Raw genomic sequence first — 18089 nt, forward strand, 5'->3', positions numbered from 1 at the left:
CGATGCGCGCGACCTTCACCTGCATCGACGGCCATACCTGCGGGAACCCGGTGCGGGTCGTCGCCGGCGGCGCGATCCCGTCGCTCCGGGGCGCGACGATGTTCGAGCGCCGCCAGCACTTCCTTGCCGAGCACGACTGGATCCGCACGGCGCTGATGTTCGAGCCGCGCGGCCACGACATGATGTCGGGATCGATCCTCTATCCGCCGACCCGGGAGGATTGCGACCTGGGCATCCTGTTCATCGAGACGACGGGCTGCCTGCCGATGTGCGGACACGGCACGATCGGCACGGTCACGATCGCGATCGAGCACGGGCTCGTCCGGCCGAAGGTTCCGGGCCTGCTGCGGCTCGACGCGCCGGCGGGCGTGGTCGAGGCGCGCTACGTGCAGAACGGGCCGCATGTCGAGAGCGTCCGCATCACCAACGTGCCCTCGTTCCTGTACGGGCAGGGCTACCGGGTCGAGGTGGAGGGGCTCGGCGAGATCGTGGTCGATGTCGCCTATGGCGGCAACTTCTACGCGATCGTCGAACCGCAGGCGCTCTTCGCCGACGTCTCGGACGTGCAGCCATCCGACCTGGTCCGCTGGAGCCCGAAGCTCCGCGCCGCCTTCAACGAGAGCTACCGCATCGCGCATCCCGAAAACCCGGCCATCGACAGGCTGACCCACGTCCTCTGGACCGGCAGGCCGCGGAGCCCGGACGGGAGCGCCCGGAACGCCGTGTTCTACGGCGACAAGGCGATCGACCGCTCGCCCTGCGGCACGGGCACATCGGCCCGCATGGCGCAGCTCGCCGCGACCGGGCGGCTGAAGGAGGGCGAAGTCTTCGTCCACGAATCGATCATCGGCTCGACCTTCGCGGGCCGGATCGAGGGGCGTACCCGGATCGGCGAGCTGGACGCCATCGTGCCGTCCATCGAGGGTTGGGCGCGCGTGACCGGGCTCAACACGATCTTCGTCGACGAGCGCGACCCGTTCTGGCGCGGCTTCTCGGTCGCCGACAACTGAAGGACGCAAGCATGCCGGACGGACTTCCCGACCTGCCCGCCTCCCTCTCCGCCGAGCGAGACCGCGAGTTGCTGCGCGTGCGCCTGCGCAGGCCGGAGAAGCGCAACGCGCTGAACGACCCGACCGTGCTCGGTCTCGACGCGCTGTTCTCCGCCCTGCCCGGCGACATCCGCGCCGTGGTGCTGGAGGGGGAGGGGGCGCATTTCTGCGCCGGGCTCGACCTCTCGGAGCTGAGGGAGCGCGACGCCACGGCGGGCGTGCACCACTCGATGATGTGGCACCGGGCCTTCGAGAAGATCCAGTTCGGGCCCGTCCCGGTCATCGCCGTCCTGAACGGGGCCGTGATCGGCGGCGGGCTCGAACTCGCCTGCGCGGCCCATATCCGGGTGGCGGAGACAAACGCCTTCTATGCCCTGCCGGAGGGCCAGCGGGGCATCTTCGTCGGCGGAGGCGCCTCCGTGCGCCTGCCCCGCCTCATCGGCGTCGCCCGCATGATGGACATGATGCTCACCGGCCGCACCTACACGGCCGAGGAAGGCCTCGCGCTCGGCTTCTCGCAATACCTGGTCGAGACCGGGGAGGGCGCCGCGAAGGCGACCGAGCTCGCCCGCAGGGTCGCGGGCAACGCGCCCATGACCAATCTCGCGCTGCTCCAGGTTCTGCCGCGGATCGCGGAGGCCAATCCCGCGACCGGCTTCGTCACGGAAGCGCTCATGGCCGCGATCGCGCAGAGCGACCCCGAGGCGAAGGCTCGCCTGCGCGACTTCCTGGAGAAACGCGCGGCCAAGGTCGCGCCAGGCTGAGCATCGCGCATCAGCTCGCCGCCGAACCGGCTCGCATGTCGGCGGATGAATCCGAGGCCGCCTCGCAGCCGAGCGCCGCCAGGCGGTCGAGCATGTGCGGGGGCGGCGGCGCCTCGACGCGGATCGCCGGTTTCTTCGGATGGAGCGGGACCGTGAGGCTCCTGGCGTGGAGCTGCAGGCGCCCGCCGCCGGAGCCGTAGATCCGGTCGCCGAGGATCGGCCAGCCCTGGGCGGCGCAGTGGACCCGGAGTTGGTGGGTCCGGCCCGTGACCGGCCGCAGCTCGAGCCAGGTTTCGCCCTCCCCCCGGCCGAGCACGCGCCAGCGCGTCAGCGAGGGCTGGCCGGCCGGGTCGACCTTCATGAGCCAGCTCTTCGGGTCGGGCGAGCGCGGCCCGAGCGGCAGGTCGATCTCGCCCTCCTGCGCGTCCGGCCCGCCCTCCACGACGGCCCAGTAGACCTTCTCGACCTTGTTCTCGGAGAAGAGCTTGCCGAGGCGGGCCAGCGCCTGCCGGTGCCGGCCGAGGGCGAGGCAGCCCGAGGTCTCCCTGTCCAGCCGGTGCGCCGCCTCCGGCCGCCGCGGCAGGCCGAAGCGAAGCGCGTCGAGGGAGGCCGTCAGGCTCGGCCCGCCGCCCGGGCTCGGATGCACGGCCATGCCGGCCGGCTTGTCGATGACGAGCATCAGCGCATCGCGATAGAGCAGGGGAGGCACTATCTGTGTCGGACCCATCCGACTTCGCTAACCCGGGCCTTCGCGGCCCGGCAAGGATCGTTCATGGCGTTGCAAGGCAGGAAGCCCGGCTGGCTTCTCGACAAGATCCTCGGCCGCAGCACGGAAGAGCGCCTGCGCGAGGAGGCCGCGGCCGAGCACGCGGCCGACATGGCTCCGCAGGCCGCCAGCGAGGTCGAGCCGATACCGGAGCCGCCCGCGCTCTCGCCGGCATCGGTCTACGAGGGCCAGCCCGACTTCGTCCCGGCCGCGGAGCCGCGCCCGCTCCCGGCCGCGCCGCCCACCGTCGCCGAGGCCTCGCCGGATCGGGCCGCCTTCGAGAAGCCCGTGGACGAGCTGGAGGGCGCGACGCTGCAGCCGGTCGAAGGCCAGCCGGAAGGCGGCGGCCCGGCCGAACCGATCCCGCGGCTGGCCACGGATCCGGGCTCGCCCCGGTCCGAGCCGCTGCCGCCGACGTCCCCGGCGGCGCCCGCCGCGGAAGAGCGCGGATGGTGGCGCCGGCTGACGGAGGGGATGCGCCGCACCTCCTCCTCCATCGGCGAGAGCGTCACCGGCCTCTTCACCAAGCGGAAGCTCGACCGCGCCACGCTCGACGACCTCGAGGACGTCCTGATCGGCGCCGATCTCGGGGTGGAGACCGCGACCCGGATCACGGAGGCGATCGGGGCGGGGCGGTACGACCGCGAGATCTCGCCCGGCGAGGTCAAGGCCATCATGGCCGCGGAGATCGAGAAGGTGCTGGCCCCCGTCGCCGTGCCGCTCGCCATAGACCGGACGAAGAGGCCCTTCGTCCTGCTCATGGTGGGGGTCAACGGCGCCGGCAAGACGACCACGATCGGCAAGCTCGCGCAGAAATTCCGGCGCGACGGCCTCTCGGTCGTGATCGCGGCCGGCGACACGTTCCGGGCCGCCGCGATCGAGCAGCTCAAGGTCTGGGGCGAGCGCGTCGGCGCGCCCGTGATCGCGCGCGGGCAGGGTGCGGATGCGGCCGGCCTCGCCTTCGACGCCCTGACCGAGGCGCGCGAGCGCGGCGCCGACATGCTCATGATCGACACGGCCGGCCGTCTGCAGAACAAGGCCGGGCTCATGGCCGAGCTCGAGAAGATCATCCGGGTCATCCGGAAGGTCGACCCGGATGCGCCGCATGCGAGCCTCCTGGTCCTCGATGCGACCGTCGGCCAGAACGCGCTGTCCCAGGTCGAGCTCTTCGCCAGGACGGCCGGCGTCACGGGCCTGGTGATGACCAAGCTCGACGGCACGGCGCGCGGCGGCATCCTGGTCGCGCTCGCGGCGAAGTTCGGGCTGCCGGTGCATTACATCGGCGTCGGCGAAGGCGTGGAGGATCTGGAGCCCTTCACGGCCCGGGATTTCGCCCGCGCCATCGCCGGGCTGGACGAGAACCCGACCCTGCACTGAGGTCAGGGCGAGCGCGCGGGCCTCGGGCGACCCTGGCGGCTGTGCTCGAGCCCGGCCCCGGCGGTGCCGCTGGTCTTGCCGCAGATGAAGCAGGCAGAGGGCTTCCGTCGGTCCCAGTTCCGCTCCGGCGGGTCGGGTGAGCGGCGGCGCCCGCATCGCCCGAAGCGTCTTCAAGCCCGCCCAGGCGGCATGCATGCGCGCTCCGCCGCATCCGCCCCTTCGCGACGGGGATCTCCCGGAGTTGACCGAGGGTAGCTTGCGCCCTACAGCATCCTCGGATGCACCCGTAGCTCAGCTGGATAGAGCGCCGCCCTCCGAAGGCGGAGGTCACACGTTCGAATCGTGTCGGGTGCGCCATTTCGGTTCAAAGGCACGAACGCCTAGCACCGCCGCCTCTACGCCAGAGGCGGCGGTTAGCGTTCGGAGCAGTTCGCTCCGCAGCCCACGGATGCGGACCTCCTTTCGGCTCACCACTTCAACCCGCTGCGCGACCGCGCGAATCTGATCGCGGGCGAACGTCCCATCGCCGTTCCGCAGCTTCTTGCGCAGGGCCGCCGCAAACGCCCGGAGGGTTTCCGGCGTGATCGCTGGGCCGATCTTTACGATATGCGCCAAGGCGCGTTCGGAATCGCCCTTAGCCTGGTCGCGCGTCGCGGTCAGCTCGGTGATGCGATCCTTGAGCGACGGGTCGTTCACGTCGATCACGCCATTCTCGATCGCGTCATAGAGGCGCTTGAGCTTCGCTTCGGCCTCGGTCGCGCGCCGTTCAAGATCGGCGACATGCTCGCGGCGCTGGTTCACCCACTCGTCGCGCCGTTCGAGGATCTGATCCATCAGAGCTTCGAGCCGCGCCGGGTCGAGCAACCGGGCTTCGAGATGATCGACCACGGCCTCATTGAGCCGATCCATCGGCACGGTGATGCCGGGACAGCCGGTCGCTCCCTGCCGCGCCTTCGTCGAACAGGTGTAGTAGCGGTATTCCCGCCCGACGCTGCTGGTGCCGGTGCGCAGCGTCATCGCGCCGCCGCAGCACGCGCAGAAGCAGATGCCGGTGAGCAGCGTCGGGCCGCCCACCGCCATCGGCGGCATCATCTTCGGGCTGCGCGCCTTGAGCGACCGCTGGACAGCCTCGAACTCCGCTTCCGAGACAATCGCCGGCACTTCCATGACGGCATGTTCGCTCTCCGGCTTCGGCGTCTTCGTCTTGTGATCGCGGGTATTGAAGCGGTGCTGGCCGATATAGGTCGTCCGGGTGAGCACCTGATGCACCGCACCCAAGCCCCAGCGCCCGCCGTCGCGGGTGCGGATGTTGTTTTCATTGAGCCATGTGGCGATCGACTTGAGACCCATCGGCCCTTTGTTATCGACGCCGTTCAATGCCATGCGATAGATGCGCCGCACCGTCTCGGCCTGGATTGGGTCGATCTCCAGCTTCTTCTTGATCTTCGCTCCGCGCTCTCCGGCCGCGACCACGCGATAGCCGATCGGCGCACGCGCGCCGTTCCAGAAGCCTTGCCGCGCGTTCTCCTTCATCGCCCGCAACGTGTGCTTGCCGTTCTCCTTCGACTGATACTCGTCGAACAGCGTCATGATCTGGCGCATCATCACGCTCATGGGATCGTCGCCCAGGTCTTGCGTGATCGAGATGAGCTTCACCCCGTTCTTTGCCAGCTTGCGAACGTAGAACTCGAACTGGAACTGGTCGCGGAAGAACCGCGAGAAGCTGTGGACGAGGATGATGTTGAACGGCGACGGCTTTTGCATCGCCGCGTCGATCATCGCCTGGAAAGCGGGGCGACGATCGTCGGTCGCCGTGTTGCCCGGCTCGACGAACTCGGCCGTGACCTCCCAGCCGCGAGACAGGCAATAGCCCTCGATCTGGCGGCGCTGGTCCGGGATCGACAGATCGCTATCGGCTTGGCGGCCGGTCGAAACGCGCAGGTAGAGCGCCGCGCGGGCGGTCGCCACAACCGGTGCCCCATCCTCATCTCGTCGCAGGGCGGCGCTGGTCATGACGCTTCACTCCTCACTTCACGGCAGCGGTCCGAACAGCTTGTCCAGCGCTTGCCGCATGTGGCCTTCAATCGCGCGCAACTCGGCGTCGCCGATCGGAACTTGCTCCGGCCAGTCATCGGTGACGACGACCGGCCCATCATCTTCGCGCAACCGACGCGAAGCGCGGCGGGGTGCAAGCTGACTTGTGTAGTCGTGTAGGTCATCCGGGCACTCGGCCCAGCGACGAGGCGTGCGGCGGCGGAGCTTGCGAGGAAGGGCCATTCCAACAGGCTGCCTCGCACCCGCGCCTTGCACAAAGTTTCTGTCGCGTCGTAGCGCAGATAAGGGCGTGCTGCGGCGGACGTCATGCTTCCCCCCAAGGATCGACAACGGTGATGCCGCAGTCGGTGAAATCGCGGACATTGCGAGTCGCCAATCGTGCGCCGCGCGAGCGCACGATGGCGGCGATTTGCGCATCAATCTGGCTGATCGGCTTGCCGCCCTGTTTCCGCCCGGCGGCGATCTCTGGATAGGCGCCGGCCGCGTCGGTATCGAACGGCAGCACGCGTCCGGCAAGATCGACATCGAACATGGGGCGCGCCGCTGCCAGCAGGTCATCGCGGCGGCGTCCCTCGGGAAGCAGCGCCAGACCGTAGAAGATTTCCGCCTGCGTCAGCGTCGTCGTGAACACGCCTGCCATCGGCTGCTCGGCGATCCACGCCATGACCCTCGGGTCAGGCTCGCGCCGCATCAACTCGGAAATGACGTTGGTGTCGAGAACGATCATTCGCCGAAGTCCACCGCCCGGATCGGCTCGCGGGGCCGGTCAGGCAGATCGACGCCGCCCAGCGCGCCAAAGCGTTCATGGATCGCCTGGCCCAGATTGCGAGGCCGCGGGATTTCGGTCGAGAGCGCCGAACGCAGGATGTCACGGGCCTCATCTTCCATCGACCGGCCGTGCATCGCCGCGCGCAGGCGCAGGCGATTTTTGATCGCGTCGTCGATGTTTCGGATCGTCATGACCGCCATTACGCACCTCCATAAGTCATTGACTGCATGTTAGTCGATGAAGTGGGAAATTGCAAGGTTAGGGTTGGCGCCTCCCTACGGGACCGCCGCTCTATCTTCGCTTCGCTCCGACCGAGCCCCTGACGGGTCTCGTCCCTGCCGGGTGACGATCAGCATGGCGGAGCGGCGCTGGCGCGCCGGTCGGTCAATCCGCCCTGCGGATTGCGGGGTCGTTCGAGCTGCGGAGATCGGGCCAGGGCTGCGCCGGCCCGATCGCATTGTTTGTAGCTCTCCCCGTCGGTGGGGTGGGCGACGCTTCCCTCTAGGCCCGCCGCGCCGGGCCGCAACGCGCGTACCGCGCTTACCTCCTCTGCGTTCCGGCCCTGCGGGTGCTGCCCGGCTCCGCCGGCGGGCCTGCCGGTCCGCTCCTTCGCCGCCCACCCCATTCCGGGGTGAGTGCGGTTTGAAGGAGAAGTGTGATGAACGCTGTTACCGAAACCGTTGCCGCCGAGCCTGTGTCGGGCGTCGAGCTTTCCGTGCCTCTCGCTAAGCTCAAGAAGTCCCCCCGCAATGCCCGCAAGGTGCCGCATGGGGAGGCCGCTATCGAGGCGCTGGCCGCTTCGATCCAGCACAAGGGGCTGATCCAGAACCTTGTCGTGGAGCCGGAAACCAAGGAGGACGGAACCCCGACCGGCTATTATCTCGTCACCGCTGGCGAGGGCCGCAGGCTGGCGATGCTGCTGCGCGCCAAGCGCAAGCAGATCAAGAAATCGGAGCCCGTGCGCTGCTGGCTCGATACGGCGAACGACCCGTCCGAGATCAGTTTGGACGAGAACGTGACCCGGACCCCGATGCACCCCGCCGATCAGTTCGAGCGGTTCCGCGAGCTTGCGGACGGCAAGGGCTGGGGCGCGGAGGAAATCGGCGCGCGGTTCGGCGTGTCGGCTTCCGTGGTGAAGCAGCGGCTTCGCCTTGGCGCGGTCAGCCCCAAGCTGTTGCAGGTCTATCGGGAGGACGGCCTTACGCTCGATCAGCTTATGGCCTTCGCCATCACTGAGGACCATGCTCGGCAGGAGCAGGTTTTCGAGGGTCTGCATCACAACCGCGAACCGTGGATCATCCGGCGCGACATGACCGCTGCCAACGTCCCGGCGACCGACCGGCGCGCGGTGTTCGTCGGAGCCGACGCCTATGTGGAGGCGGGCGGCAGCATCATCCGCGACCTGTTCAGCGAGGACCGGGGCGGGTTCTTCGAGGATGCGGGCTTGCTCGATACGCTAACCACCGAGAAGCTGCGGGAGGTTGCCGAGCAGGTGCAAGCCGAGGGCTGGAAATGGGCCGAGGCGCATATCGACTATCCCCACGCCCACGGGATGCGCCGGTTCTATCCGCAGTCGGTTCCGCTGTCCGACGAGGACGAGGCGCGGCTGGAGGCGCTGTCCACCGAGCATGACGAGCTTGCCGAAGGCTATTCGTCCTATGACGATATGCCCGAGGACGTGGCGACGAAGCTGGAGGCGGTGTCCGACGAGATCGACGCCATTTCCGAGAAGCGCCATGCCTACGACGCCAACGTGGTCGCGTATGGCGGCGCGTTCGTGGTGCTTCACTATGACGGCAGTGTCAGGGTCGAGCGCGGTTTCGTCCGTCTTGAGGACGAGGCGCTGGCGGACCCGCAGCCCGAACCGGAAGCCAAAGGCGATGCGCCCGAACCGCAGGCCGGGGAGGACGAGCAGCCGGAGGACGGCGACGAGGACGTGCGGGAAATCGAGGAGGATGACGAGGAACCGGGCAAGCCCATTTCCGACAGCCTCACCCGCGACCTGTCCGCCTATCGGACGCTGGCGCTTCGCGTGGCGTTGGCCGACCAGCCGGACACGGCGTTGGTCGCGCTGACCCACACGCTCACCGCGCAACTGTTCTACAGCTATGCGGAGGCGGGTTGCCTTGAGGTCCGTCCGACCGTGACCCCCTTGGGGAGCCACGCGGACGGGATCGAGGATACGCCCTTGGCGGCGCGGTCGAGCGAGCAGCACGAGGCTTGGGCCGAGCGGATGCCGCGTGACATCGCGGGCCTGTGGGACTTCATCGTCGGACTGGACGAGGCGAAGCGGCTGGCGTTGCTGGCGCATTGCGCGGCTCGCACCGTCAACGCCCTGCGGCTGCCGTGGGACCGCAAGCCCCGGACGCTACAAACCGCCGACCGGCTGGCAAGCGCGCTGGCGCTGGACGTGGCGAAGGACTGGACGCCTACCGTGGACAGCTACCTTGGCCGCGTTACCAAGGCGCACATCGTCGAGGCCGTGACCGAAGGCGTGTCCGAGGATGCCGCCCGCCGTATCGCGGACATGAAGAAGCCGGACATGGCGCAAGCCGCCGAGCAGCTTCTGGCCGGGACCGGCTGGCTGCCTGCCGTGCTGCGGACGCCAACGCCGGAGGCCGAGCAGCCCGCGACCATCGAGGTCGACGACACCGAGGCCGTGGAGCAGCCGTCCGAAACGGAGGACGGCGAAGCGTTCTACGCCGTCGCCGCCGAGTAGCGGCACCGGGCCGGGGCCGCGCGAGCGGTCCCGGCCTTGCTCTCACCCTAAAAAAATCGGCCGCGCGCGGGCGCGCGGCCGACCTTGTTGCGTGTCGCCTTGCGTCGAACCATCCTCGCCGATAGCCAGCTTGGCAGGCGGAACGGGGATACGGGGTAGCAGTGGCAAAGGCGATCGATCTGTCGAACGGCAGAGCATGGAAGACCCAAAGCGCCGCCTTGGCTCATTTCAAGGATATGCTCGCCCGCTATTCCGATGAGGACGTGGTCGAAGACCGTGCCGACCATGACGACCTGATTGCCCTTCTCGAACGCTATGATGCCGTGATCGTCGATGGCCCCTCGAAGATCGGCGACGGGGTGGACTCCTTTTTCCGGCGCCGGAACACCGGCGACGGCTACTCGACGCCCGGTTTCTGGGTGCGGCGCGTTGACGGGAGTGAGACGGATTTCAGCTATCTGGCGGCCGTTCGGGGAGCCCCGAAATCAAACGCCCAGGAGTTCTATGACGCCTGCCGGGCGGCGGTGGCCGCAGATTTGAAAGCCGCCAAAGCCCGGCACTTCAAGACCTACGGCGACGAACTCGGCCGCGTTCCCTGCGAGCTGACCGATGAGCTTATCACCATCGACGCGGCTCATATCGACCACGCCTATCCGACATTCGGCCAACTGGTCCTGAGCTTTCGCGCCGCGCGGGGATGGCAGCACGAAGTGCCCCCCGGCACCGTCACCGTCCCGGCAGACAGCCAAACCACGACGACATTCGTCGATCCGGCCGTTGTCGCCGCGTTCCGGCAATTCCATCATGGCGCCGCCATTCTGAGAATCGTGGCCCGGACCCGCAATCTGGCGATGTCGGCCGGGCAGCGCAGGCCAAAGGTTCGCAGGCCGGTGGTTTTGACCTGAATCATCGCTGACCCTCGCGACGGAGAGCTTATGGTTGTGCCATCCATAGTATAGTGGCGGACCAAGGGGGGATTCGGCGTGGTCCAGGCAATTCAACTACTGCGGAATATTGGCCAGTTCGATTCGGTGAACGCTGGCGCTCAGATTCCGTTCGCGAAGCTCACGGTTGTCTATGGCGAGAATGGGCGCGGGAAGACGACGCTCACCGCCATCCTGCGCTCCCTCGCAACGGGGGCCGCCGCGCCGATCAGCGATCGGCATCGTCTCGGCGCCGCCAATCCCCCGCATGTGGTGATCGGCTTGGCCGCCGGAGCGCCCGCCGTCTTCGAAAACGGCGCCTGGTCCCGAACCGAGCCCAATGTCGCCGTTTTCGACGATGAGTTCGTTGCGCAGAACGTGTGCTCGGGCATTGAGGTTATTCCCGGCAATCGCCAGAACCTGCATGAGTTGATCGTCGGGAGCCAGGGTGTCGCGCTGAACGCCGCCGTGCAAACGCATGTCGATCGGATCGAGCAGCACAACCGTGATCTCCGCGCCAAGGCCGATGCGATTCCCGCCGCGCGGCGCGGCGGGCTCGACGCCGAGGCATTCTGCGCGCTGCAACCGATCCCCGACCTCGACCGGGAATTGGCCGACGCAGAAAAGCGCCTGGCCGCAGCGCGGTCGTCGGAGGTGGTCGCGACGGCAGCGATATTTCCAGCGCTCTCCCTGCCAGCCTTCGACCTCGACGCCTTGGACGGGCTTCTCGGCCGAGATTTGCCGGGTCTGGAAGAGGCGGCGGCCGAGCGGGTGCAGGCCCATATCGCGCTGCTTGCCCGTGGCGGTGAGCGCTGGATTGGCGAAGGGCTGACGCACGCCGACCATGCCGCGGCGGCAGGCCCGGCCATCTGTCCGTTCTGCGCCCAGGATCTCGCCGGCTCTTCCGTGATCGGGCACTACCGCGCCTATTTCGGTGACGCCTACAACGACTTGAAGCGCGACATCGCCAACGCGATCCAAGCCCTCACGACCACCCATGCCGGCGACGTGCCGGCCGCCTTCGAGCGCACCGTGCGCGAAGCGATCGAGCGCCGCGAATTTTGGCAGGCTTTCACGGAAGTCCCCGCCATCCAGATCGACACCGCGGAAATTGCGCGCGCCTGGAAAGCCGCCCGCGACGGCATCATGGAGCGTTTGAAAGCCAAGCAGGCCGCCCCGCTGGAGCCCTTGGCGCTAGGCGACGACGTGCGCGCCGCCGTCGCGACCTATGAGGAACAGCGGGTGGGCCTTGATCGGGTTGCTGCGGTCTTGGTGCAGGCGAATGAGGCTCTGGCACTCGTCAAGGAAGAAGCGCGCGCGGCCAACGTCGCCGCGCTTGCCGCCGATCTGACGCGGCTTCGCGCTGTCGAGGCCCGACATCAGCCGGACATGGCCGCGCTCTGCACCGCCTATGTTGACGAGCGCGATGAGAAGGGCCGGACCGAGACCGCGCGGGACCAAGCCCGCGAGGCGCTGAACCAATATCGTCAGAACGTCTTCCCGGCCTACCAAGACGCGGTGAACGACTATCTGCGTCGTTTCAACGCCGGCTTTCGCTTGGGCAACGTCGCCCCCGTGAACAATCGCGGCGGATCGGCCGCCAACTACAATGTGCTCATCAACAATATCGCCGTGGGGCTCAACGCTGCCGAGGGACCGTGTTTCCGGACCGCGCTGAGTGCTGGCGACCGCAACACCTTGGCGCTCGCCTTCTTTTTCGCCACGCTCGAACGTGACCAGGCGCTCGCGCAGAAGATTGTCGTGATCGACGATCCTATGAGCAGCCTTGATGAGCACCGCACCCTGCACACCGTGCAAGAGATTCACCGTCTCGCGGGCGCCGTGGGGCAGGTCATCGTCCTCTCGCACTCGAAGCCGTTCATCCTCAATGTCTGGGAAAAGTGCGGCGCGCTCCCGCGCGCCTCGCTCCAGGTTGTGCGCGCGCAGCAGGGCTCGACGCTGGTGGCCTGGGACGTCACCGGCGACATGATTACGCTGCACGACAAGAGACACGCCGATGCGCTCGCCTATCTCCAAGCGGCGGACCCGGCCGTCGAGCGCAAGATCGCGGAGTCGCTTCGCCCGATGCTCGAAACCTTTGTCCGCGTCGCCTTCCCCGCGCAGTTCAGGCCCGGCGGTAAGCTCGGTCAGTTCGCAGATATTTGCCGTCAACGGCTCGGAACGGCCGACGAGATACTGGGGCCAAACGACACCGCCGAGCTACGGGCGCTTCTCGACTTCGGCAACCGCTATCACCACGATGAGAACCCGGCTTACCAAACCGAGGCGATTAACGATCGCGAGCTGGCCGACTTCACGAGGCGAACGCTCGCCTTCGCTTCACGTCCTCGGCAGTGATGATCGCCCGGCCAAGCGGGGGACCGGCTAACGCCCGCTGATGCTCTTGGCCCGCGTGAGGCATGGCGCCGTCGATGCCATGTTCCGCCCCGATATTTGCCGACCACCCCGCACAGCCTCGTAATGGCCTGATCTGATCGGAGGACGCCTCCGTCTCGATCGTCTTGGCGCAACGGCGTCGCACGGCTTTTTTCCGCCGCCTCCGGCTTTGCATCGCGATCCAAAAAAGCCGCCCGCCGCCGTCCTGCACTTCGTTCCGGCCGCCCACGGTGCGCAGCCGCTCGCCACCGATCCGTCGATCGCCATCGAGGCCGCGATGGGCGTGGCTCGAGCAAATGGAGATTACGACATGGCTACGATCGGCACCTTCACCGCCAATGACAAGGGCGAGTTCAACGGCGTCATCAAGACGCTCACCCTCAACACCAAGGCCGTCTTCCGCCCGATTGAGAGGAATGGCGACAAGTCTCCCGACTTCCGCGTCACCGTCGGCAACCTCGACATTGGGGCCGCCTGGAAGAAGACCAGCCGCGAGGATCGCGCCTACTTCTCGGTCAAGCTCGACGATCCGACCTTCCCGGCACCGATCTACGCCACCCTCTCAGAGACCGATACCGCCGGCGAGTACGCGCTGATCTGGTCTCGCTGATCCGCCGCAGCGCCCCGCTCCACGGAGCGGGGCGCCTCTTGTCGGGAAAAGTTGGCTAGCCGGGCAGCGAATCGAACAGCGGAAGCGGCATCGGTGCGCGCTCCGGCAGCGCGCCGGCATCGTAGGGCGCAATCGCCACCCATTCGACAGCCCAGTCCAGCGTCAGCTTGCCGGGGCCGATGCGCGAGAAACCGGCACCGTCCACCACGACTCGGAAATCGAAGCGATCCTCCTCGGCTTCGAGGCGACCTTCGATCAGCGAACCGTCGCTTGCCGCCAGCAGGAAACGCTCCTCAACCGCGTCATAGGGCACGCGTAGCGTCTTGGTGATGTCGCCCGCGACCGCGATGCGCCGGCCGGGCTGTCCCGTGATCGTGATGCTCATACCGACTCCTTGCCGCCGGTTTGGATCAAAACAGGAACAAATGGCAAGGGCTGTTTGCTGGCGCCGCAGAGCGGCGCGGTGCTTGGGGCTCTGCCCCCGGCGCACTGCAAGCGGCTTCCGCCCAGCTTCCCTCGCTTCGCTCAGTGCAGCCGGTTCCCCGCGAAGCCGCCTTCCGTTTGCACCCCCGGTCTCGCCGACGGGCAGGGTTTCAGCGCGGCGCTCCGCTGCGCGGAAACCCAAGCTCAAGGAGTTCAGCCATGTATCATCAACTTGCCACGCGGTTTGGCCGGAACGCCCATCAGATCAGCGGTCGGGAGCCGCTCGACAACGAGGCGCTTTATCGGCACGTCCCGTCCATCTTCGCCCGTGAGGCGCACGACAGCCGTTCGGAGCGGTATGTTTATGTGCCCACTATCGACATTGTGGAGGGACTGCGCCGTGAAGGATGGTTCCCCTTCTTCGCTGTCCAGTCGGTGCCGCGTGATGGAAGCCGCCACGGCCACGCCAAGCATATGCTGCGCCTGCGCCGGGACGAGGGCATCGGCAAGGCCGAGGCCGCCGAAGTCATCATCGTGAACAGCCATGACGGGACCAGCGCCTATCAGATGTTCGCCGGGATGCTGCGGTTCGTTTGCACCAACAGCATGATCGCGGGCGAGCGGTTCGAGGAGGTCCGCGTTCCGCACAAGGGCAACATCGAGCACGACATTATCGAGGGCGTCTATGCCGTCGCCGAGGACTTCCCCCGGCTGATCGACGCCAGCGAGTCGATGAAGTCCATCCAGCTTTCCGAGGACGAGCGGCGGTTGCTCGGCGAGGTTAGCCTTGTCGCTCGCTACGGAGAGGATGAAAGCCCGCTGCGGCCCGAGCAGATCATCGAGCCGCGCCGGCGCGAGGATGTGGACCGCAGCTTGTGGACCACATTCAATGTCATTCAGGAGAATGTCATTCGGGGCGGATTGCAGGGCCGCAAGCGCAACGCCGAGGGCCGTATCCGCCGCGCACAGACTCGCGCGATCAACGGCATCGACCAGAATGTGACGCTGAACCGCGCGCTCTGGACGCTCGCCGAGGGAATGCAGCGCCTCAAGGCAGCCTAAGGTTCGCCGCCGCAGGGTCGAAGTTCCGGCCCTGCGGCTTCCGCGATTTCGCGCCGATCCGCTTCACCGGATCGGCGGCAGGCGCGCGCCCCATAGGTCCGCGCGACTGCAATGGCGCGCTCGCCGGGCTGGCGCCCGGCTCGCGCTGGGTAGTGGTAAAATCCCTGCCGCTGTCCTAAAAGGACAGCGGGCCGCTACGCGGCGGCCTGGGGTTGGTAGCCCCACGTTTAGCGGTTTGGTGTCGGCCGAAACGACGCCGCGAATCCTTGACCATGCGGTCGGGGAGCCTGCGACGTATGTCCAGGCGCTCCGGTGCTAAAGGTCGTAGGGCCGACTAAACGCGGTTTACCACTCCCCGATCACGGGTTCAGGAGCTGTTTGCGGGGGCGCACCGCAAACCAGCAGCTCCGTGAGTGATTGTCGAGCAATGCGGATTGCGCACCTAGTTATGCTGAGCAAGCGCATCGAAAATGCTTCGCCGAGGGTCTATTGGTTAACGCGGGCCAAGACGTGAGGGCATGATGGGCAACAACCATTTTCATGACCGAGCGCCTGATTCGCCGCAACTCACCGAGTACGACGAAGGCCATTTGACCGCTTATCTTCGCCTGCTCGATGCTGACGCAGAAGGGACCGACTGGCGGGAGATTGCCGCCGCTATTTTCGGCATCGACGTGGGCGCGGAACCCCATCGCGCCAAGGCGATGCACGAGAGTCATCTTGCCCGCGCGCGGTGGATGACAGAGATTGGATATGCGCATCTGCTCGGCTGCAACCGGCCGCTAAATCGTTAAGATTGAACCCCAAATTGGAAGTATTCGCGCCGCCTTCGCCGCACGGTTGATCGCTATCTTTGCGCTATAATAGCCAGGACAACCGGAAGATGTTGCGCTCCTGACGCGCGCTAAGCGCGGTTGGGAGGATGCAATGCCGACGCCGCCAAGGCGTCGCCAGCGGCGCGCCGACGGACTGTCCGGCGCCCTCGGGCGCGCCGATTTCGCCGCTGAGTTTCTACGCCGAAACCGCACCTATCGCGCCGAACACAAGCAGATGCAGCAGCGCATCGCAAGCGGCGCCGTCGCGCAAAGTGCCGCCGAGATGGCCTTCGCGCGGCGATGGGGGTTGTCCTTTCGCTACGGCGCCGGATGACCTCTCAGAGCCGGTCCCCTGGCGCCCGGAACTGACCGCCGTCACGGTCATCCTCGACGCAGCGCCGGAAGGATTCGACAGCGCTTCGCCGGTCGATCCTCGCGCACTCGGCGGGCTGCTCGCCGACCTAGCCGGCATCGACGGACGCCATGTCATCGTCGCCGACGCGGCGGGTGAGCATCGGCTGTGGCTGCGCGATCCGCAGCCCGGCCGGCCGCTCGCTGCCGTCATCCCGCTCGACAAGGATTTTGTCACCCGCATCGCCAGCTTGCTGCGCTTCCATCGCCGCCTGCTCGGCCGCGCCGCCGGGCCGCTGCCGCGCGGCTGGCCGCTGACCGCCTATCGGCTCGCCCGGCTCGACCTGATGCTCCGCGCGCTCGACCTGCGCGACGGCGGCGCGACCTATCGCGAGATCGCGGTGGCGCTCGGGCGCGACGAGGCGGCGCGGCTGTCCGCGAGCGATTGGAAGATGTCCGCCGCGCGGTCGTTCGTCGTCCGGCTGGTCCGCGACGGCATCGCCATGATGAACGGCGACTACCGCAAGCTGCTCCGCATCCGCTGATCCGCTCCCCGCTGCCACCCCGCGCGGGGGGGGGCACATCCGTGCAGCCGCACATCTTCATACCCCACCCGGCCGCCTCCCTTCTGACAATTACGCCTCCTGCCGCCACCGCCCGCAGGAGCCGTCACTTGTCCGATACGCCCACCAACCTGCCGCCCCGCTTTCTGCGCACGCCGGAAGCCGCGCGCTTTCTCGGCCTCTCCGGCCGCACCCTTGAGAAGCACCGCTATTTTGGGACCGGGCCGGCCTACCGCCGCATCGGCGGCCGGGTGGTTTATTCGGTCGATGACCTGCGCGCCTGGGCCGACATCGGCATCAAGCATTCGACCTCCGATCCGGGACAGGACGACCTCATGCCGCGCGCGGACTCGGCCATCGCCCGGAGCCGGCGATGACCGTCCCCCTGTCCCCGATGCGTCATCGCCAGCCGTCCGACGACGGTATGACTCGCGTCGAGTTGACCTGGATCGAGAAGCGGATTGAGCACTGGATCAGGTTCGGGCGCGTCGCCGTTGACGAGATCGTCGACCGCCGCCGCCGCATCGTCCGCTTCCGTCCCGGCGCCATCTTCGCGTTCGTCCGCTGGGCCGCCAACGACTACGGCACGGTCAGCTCGCGCATCGACATCGTGCGCGCGGTCGGCGTGGGCGAGCCGTTCACGACGCTGCCGTTCGTGCGGCCCGGCGGCGACATCCTGCTCAAGATCGAGGGCTGGCCGAAGGTCAGCCAAGTGCTCGCCGCAATCGACGCGGCCGAGGCCGCGGGCGTCGATCCCTGCGATGCCGCGCCCGATCATTGGCGACACGTCGCCAACCGCATCGCCGCCGGACATCAGCCGCGCCCCTATACGCTGGAGCGTCATCGCGCCTGGCTCAAGCGCCGGGAGATCGAAGGATGACGCGCCGTGGATGGACCATCGCGACGGCTTCCGCCGCGTCGCTGTTCGCCGTGTCGTTCACCGCCGTCGCGGTATTCGACCCGCTGCCGCGCGTCATCTGGAACGCCAGCGCGAGCGCGCCGCTCGGCCTCTACCGCATCGAGCCCGACCGCGATCCCGCTATCGGCGCGCTGGTCGCCGTGACGCCGCCCGCGCCGCTGGCGCGGTGGCTGGCCGAGCGCGGCTATCTCGGCGAGCGCGTGCCGCTGTTGAAGCATGTCGCGGCTAAGGCCGGGCAGCGCGTGTGCCGGATCGGCGCCGTGGTGAGCGTCGATGCACGGCCGGTCGTCGTCGCCTTGGCGCGTGATGGACGAGGCCGGTCGCTGCCTGTCTGGCAGGGCTGCCGCACGCTGCGCGCCGGCGAGCTGCTGATGCTCAATCCCGATCACGCCGACAGCATGGACGGCCGCTATTTCGGGCCGCTGCCGGCCTCGACCGTGCTCGGCCGCGCCATGCCCGTGCTCACCCGCGACACCCCGAACGCGCCGCTCGCGTGGCGCTGAACCCGCTTGTCCCTGCCAACCCTA

Annotated in this window: 20 protein-coding genes and 1 tRNA gene; 15 read left to right on the forward strand and 6 right to left on the reverse strand. The window is 67.7% G+C overall.

Features of this window, described 5'->3' with window-relative positions; translation table 11 throughout:
• Positions 1–2: 2 nt before the first annotated feature.
• Both HJG44_RS15470 and HJG44_RS15475 read left to right on the forward strand, forming a co-directional pair.
• On the forward strand, positions 3–1010 hold the full coding sequence (locus HJG44_RS15470; protein ID WP_171219278.1) for a 4-hydroxyproline epimerase: 1008 nt from the start codon (positions 3–5) through the stop codon (positions 1008–1010).
• 11 nt (positions 1011–1021) lie between these two features.
• Positions 1022–1813, forward strand: coding sequence for a crotonase/enoyl-CoA hydratase family protein (locus HJG44_RS15475; protein WP_171219279.1), 792 nt, complete (start codon positions 1022–1024; stop codon positions 1811–1813).
• Between the two features lie 10 nt (positions 1814–1823).
• Here the strand turns inward: HJG44_RS15475 and HJG44_RS15480 are convergent, their stop codons facing one another.
• Entirely contained in the window at positions 1824–2540 is a 717-nt protein-coding gene (locus HJG44_RS15480; protein ID WP_171219280.1) for an RluA family pseudouridine synthase, read from the reverse strand.
• A 45-nt stretch (positions 2541–2585) separates the two neighbouring features.
• Between HJG44_RS15480 and ftsY the strand changes: the two genes are divergently transcribed.
• Positions 2586–3956 (forward strand): signal recognition particle-docking protein FtsY, encoded by a 1371-nt coding sequence (gene ftsY / locus HJG44_RS15485; protein WP_171219281.1) that lies wholly within the window; start codon positions 2586–2588, stop codon positions 3954–3956.
• Between the two features lie 280 nt (positions 3957–4236).
• A tRNA-Arg gene (locus HJG44_RS15490) sits at positions 4237–4313 on the forward strand.
• Here HJG44_RS15490 and HJG44_RS15495 read toward each other — a convergent pair.
• From HJG44_RS15495 to HJG44_RS15505, 4 genes are all read right to left on the reverse strand, one after another.
• On the reverse strand, positions 4284–5969 hold the full coding sequence (locus HJG44_RS15495) for a recombinase family protein (RefSeq protein WP_171219282.1): 1686 nt from the start codon (positions 5967–5969) through the stop codon (positions 4284–4286). The genes HJG44_RS15490 and HJG44_RS15495 overlap by 30 nt on opposite strands.
• Positions 5970–5987: 18 nt before the next feature.
• Complete coding sequence (locus tag HJG44_RS24030; protein WP_281380167.1) at positions 5988–6122, reverse strand: hypothetical protein; 135 nt, start codon at positions 6120–6122, stop codon at positions 5988–5990.
• 193 nt (positions 6123–6315) lie between these two features.
• A complete protein-coding gene (locus HJG44_RS15500) occupies positions 6316–6738 on the reverse strand; it encodes a type II toxin-antitoxin system VapC family toxin (protein WP_088712607.1) in 423 nt (140 codons plus the stop codon).
• Entirely contained in the window at positions 6735–6980 is a 246-nt protein-coding gene (locus HJG44_RS15505) for a FitA-like ribbon-helix-helix domain-containing protein (RefSeq protein ID WP_088712608.1), read from the reverse strand. Before HJG44_RS15505 ends, HJG44_RS15500 begins: the two co-directional genes overlap by 4 nt.
• 458 nt (positions 6981–7438) lie before the next feature.
• On the opposite strand from HJG44_RS15505, the gene HJG44_RS15510 reads away from it, so the two are divergent.
• From HJG44_RS15510 to HJG44_RS15525, 4 genes are all read left to right on the forward strand, one after another.
• Complete coding sequence (locus tag HJG44_RS15510; RefSeq protein ID WP_171219283.1) at positions 7439–9499, forward strand: ParB/RepB/Spo0J family partition protein; 2061 nt, start codon at positions 7439–7441, stop codon at positions 9497–9499.
• Between the two features lie 161 nt (positions 9500–9660).
• Positions 9661–10404 (forward strand): DCL family protein, encoded by a 744-nt coding sequence (locus HJG44_RS15515; RefSeq protein ID WP_088712610.1) that lies wholly within the window; start codon positions 9661–9663, stop codon positions 10402–10404.
• A 78-nt stretch (positions 10405–10482) separates the two neighbouring features.
• Positions 10483–12780: an AAA family ATPase gene (locus HJG44_RS15520; protein ID WP_088712611.1), complete on the forward strand. Its 2298-nt coding sequence runs from the start codon at positions 10483–10485 to the stop codon at positions 12778–12780.
• A gap of 349 nt (positions 12781–13129) precedes the next feature.
• A complete protein-coding gene (locus HJG44_RS15525) occupies positions 13130–13429 on the forward strand; it encodes a DUF736 domain-containing protein (RefSeq protein WP_088713446.1) in 300 nt (99 codons plus the stop codon).
• Between the two features lie 55 nt (positions 13430–13484).
• Here the strand turns inward: HJG44_RS15525 and HJG44_RS15530 are convergent, their stop codons facing one another.
• Positions 13485–13814 carry a hypothetical protein gene (locus HJG44_RS15530; RefSeq protein WP_088712612.1) on the reverse strand — a complete coding sequence of 110 codons (330 nt, stop codon included), beginning with the start codon at positions 13812–13814 and terminating at the stop codon, positions 13485–13487.
• Positions 13815–14071: 257 nt separating this feature from the next.
• On the opposite strand from HJG44_RS15530, the gene HJG44_RS15535 reads away from it, so the two are divergent.
• From HJG44_RS15535 to HJG44_RS15560, 7 genes are all read left to right on the forward strand, one after another.
• Positions 14072–14914: a DUF932 domain-containing protein gene (locus HJG44_RS15535; RefSeq protein WP_088712613.1), complete on the forward strand. Its 843-nt coding sequence runs from the start codon at positions 14072–14074 to the stop codon at positions 14912–14914.
• A gap of 521 nt (positions 14915–15435) precedes the next feature.
• Entirely contained in the window at positions 15436–15708 is a 273-nt protein-coding gene (locus HJG44_RS15540) for a DNA -binding domain-containing protein (protein WP_088713447.1), read from the forward strand.
• Positions 15709–15841: 133 nt separating this feature from the next.
• Complete coding sequence (locus HJG44_RS23760; protein ID WP_088712614.1) at positions 15842–16063, forward strand: transcriptional regulator domain-containing protein; 222 nt, start codon at positions 15842–15844, stop codon at positions 16061–16063.
• Positions 16002–16625 carry a DUF2285 domain-containing protein gene (locus tag HJG44_RS24250; protein ID WP_210308524.1) on the forward strand — a complete coding sequence of 208 codons (624 nt, stop codon included), beginning with the start codon at positions 16002–16004 and terminating at the stop codon, positions 16623–16625. Before HJG44_RS23760 ends, HJG44_RS24250 begins: the two co-directional genes overlap by 62 nt.
• A 128-nt stretch (positions 16626–16753) precedes the next feature.
• Positions 16754–17020: a helix-turn-helix transcriptional regulator gene (locus tag HJG44_RS15550; protein WP_015459426.1), complete on the forward strand. Its 267-nt coding sequence runs from the start codon at positions 16754–16756 to the stop codon at positions 17018–17020.
• Positions 17017–17523: a DUF2840 domain-containing protein gene (locus HJG44_RS15555; protein WP_088712615.1), complete on the forward strand. Its 507-nt coding sequence runs from the start codon at positions 17017–17019 to the stop codon at positions 17521–17523. The genes HJG44_RS15550 and HJG44_RS15555 overlap by 4 nt, the downstream gene beginning before the upstream one ends.
• Positions 17520–18065, forward strand: coding sequence for a S26 family signal peptidase (locus HJG44_RS15560; protein WP_088712616.1), 546 nt, complete (start codon positions 17520–17522; stop codon positions 18063–18065). Before HJG44_RS15555 ends, HJG44_RS15560 begins: the two co-directional genes overlap by 4 nt.
• The last annotated feature ends 24 nt before the right edge of the window (positions 18066–18089 follow it).

Source organism: Enterovirga aerilata (assembly GCF_013044135.1).
Lineage (GTDB): Bacteria > Pseudomonadota > Alphaproteobacteria > Rhizobiales > Beijerinckiaceae > Enterovirga > Enterovirga aerilata.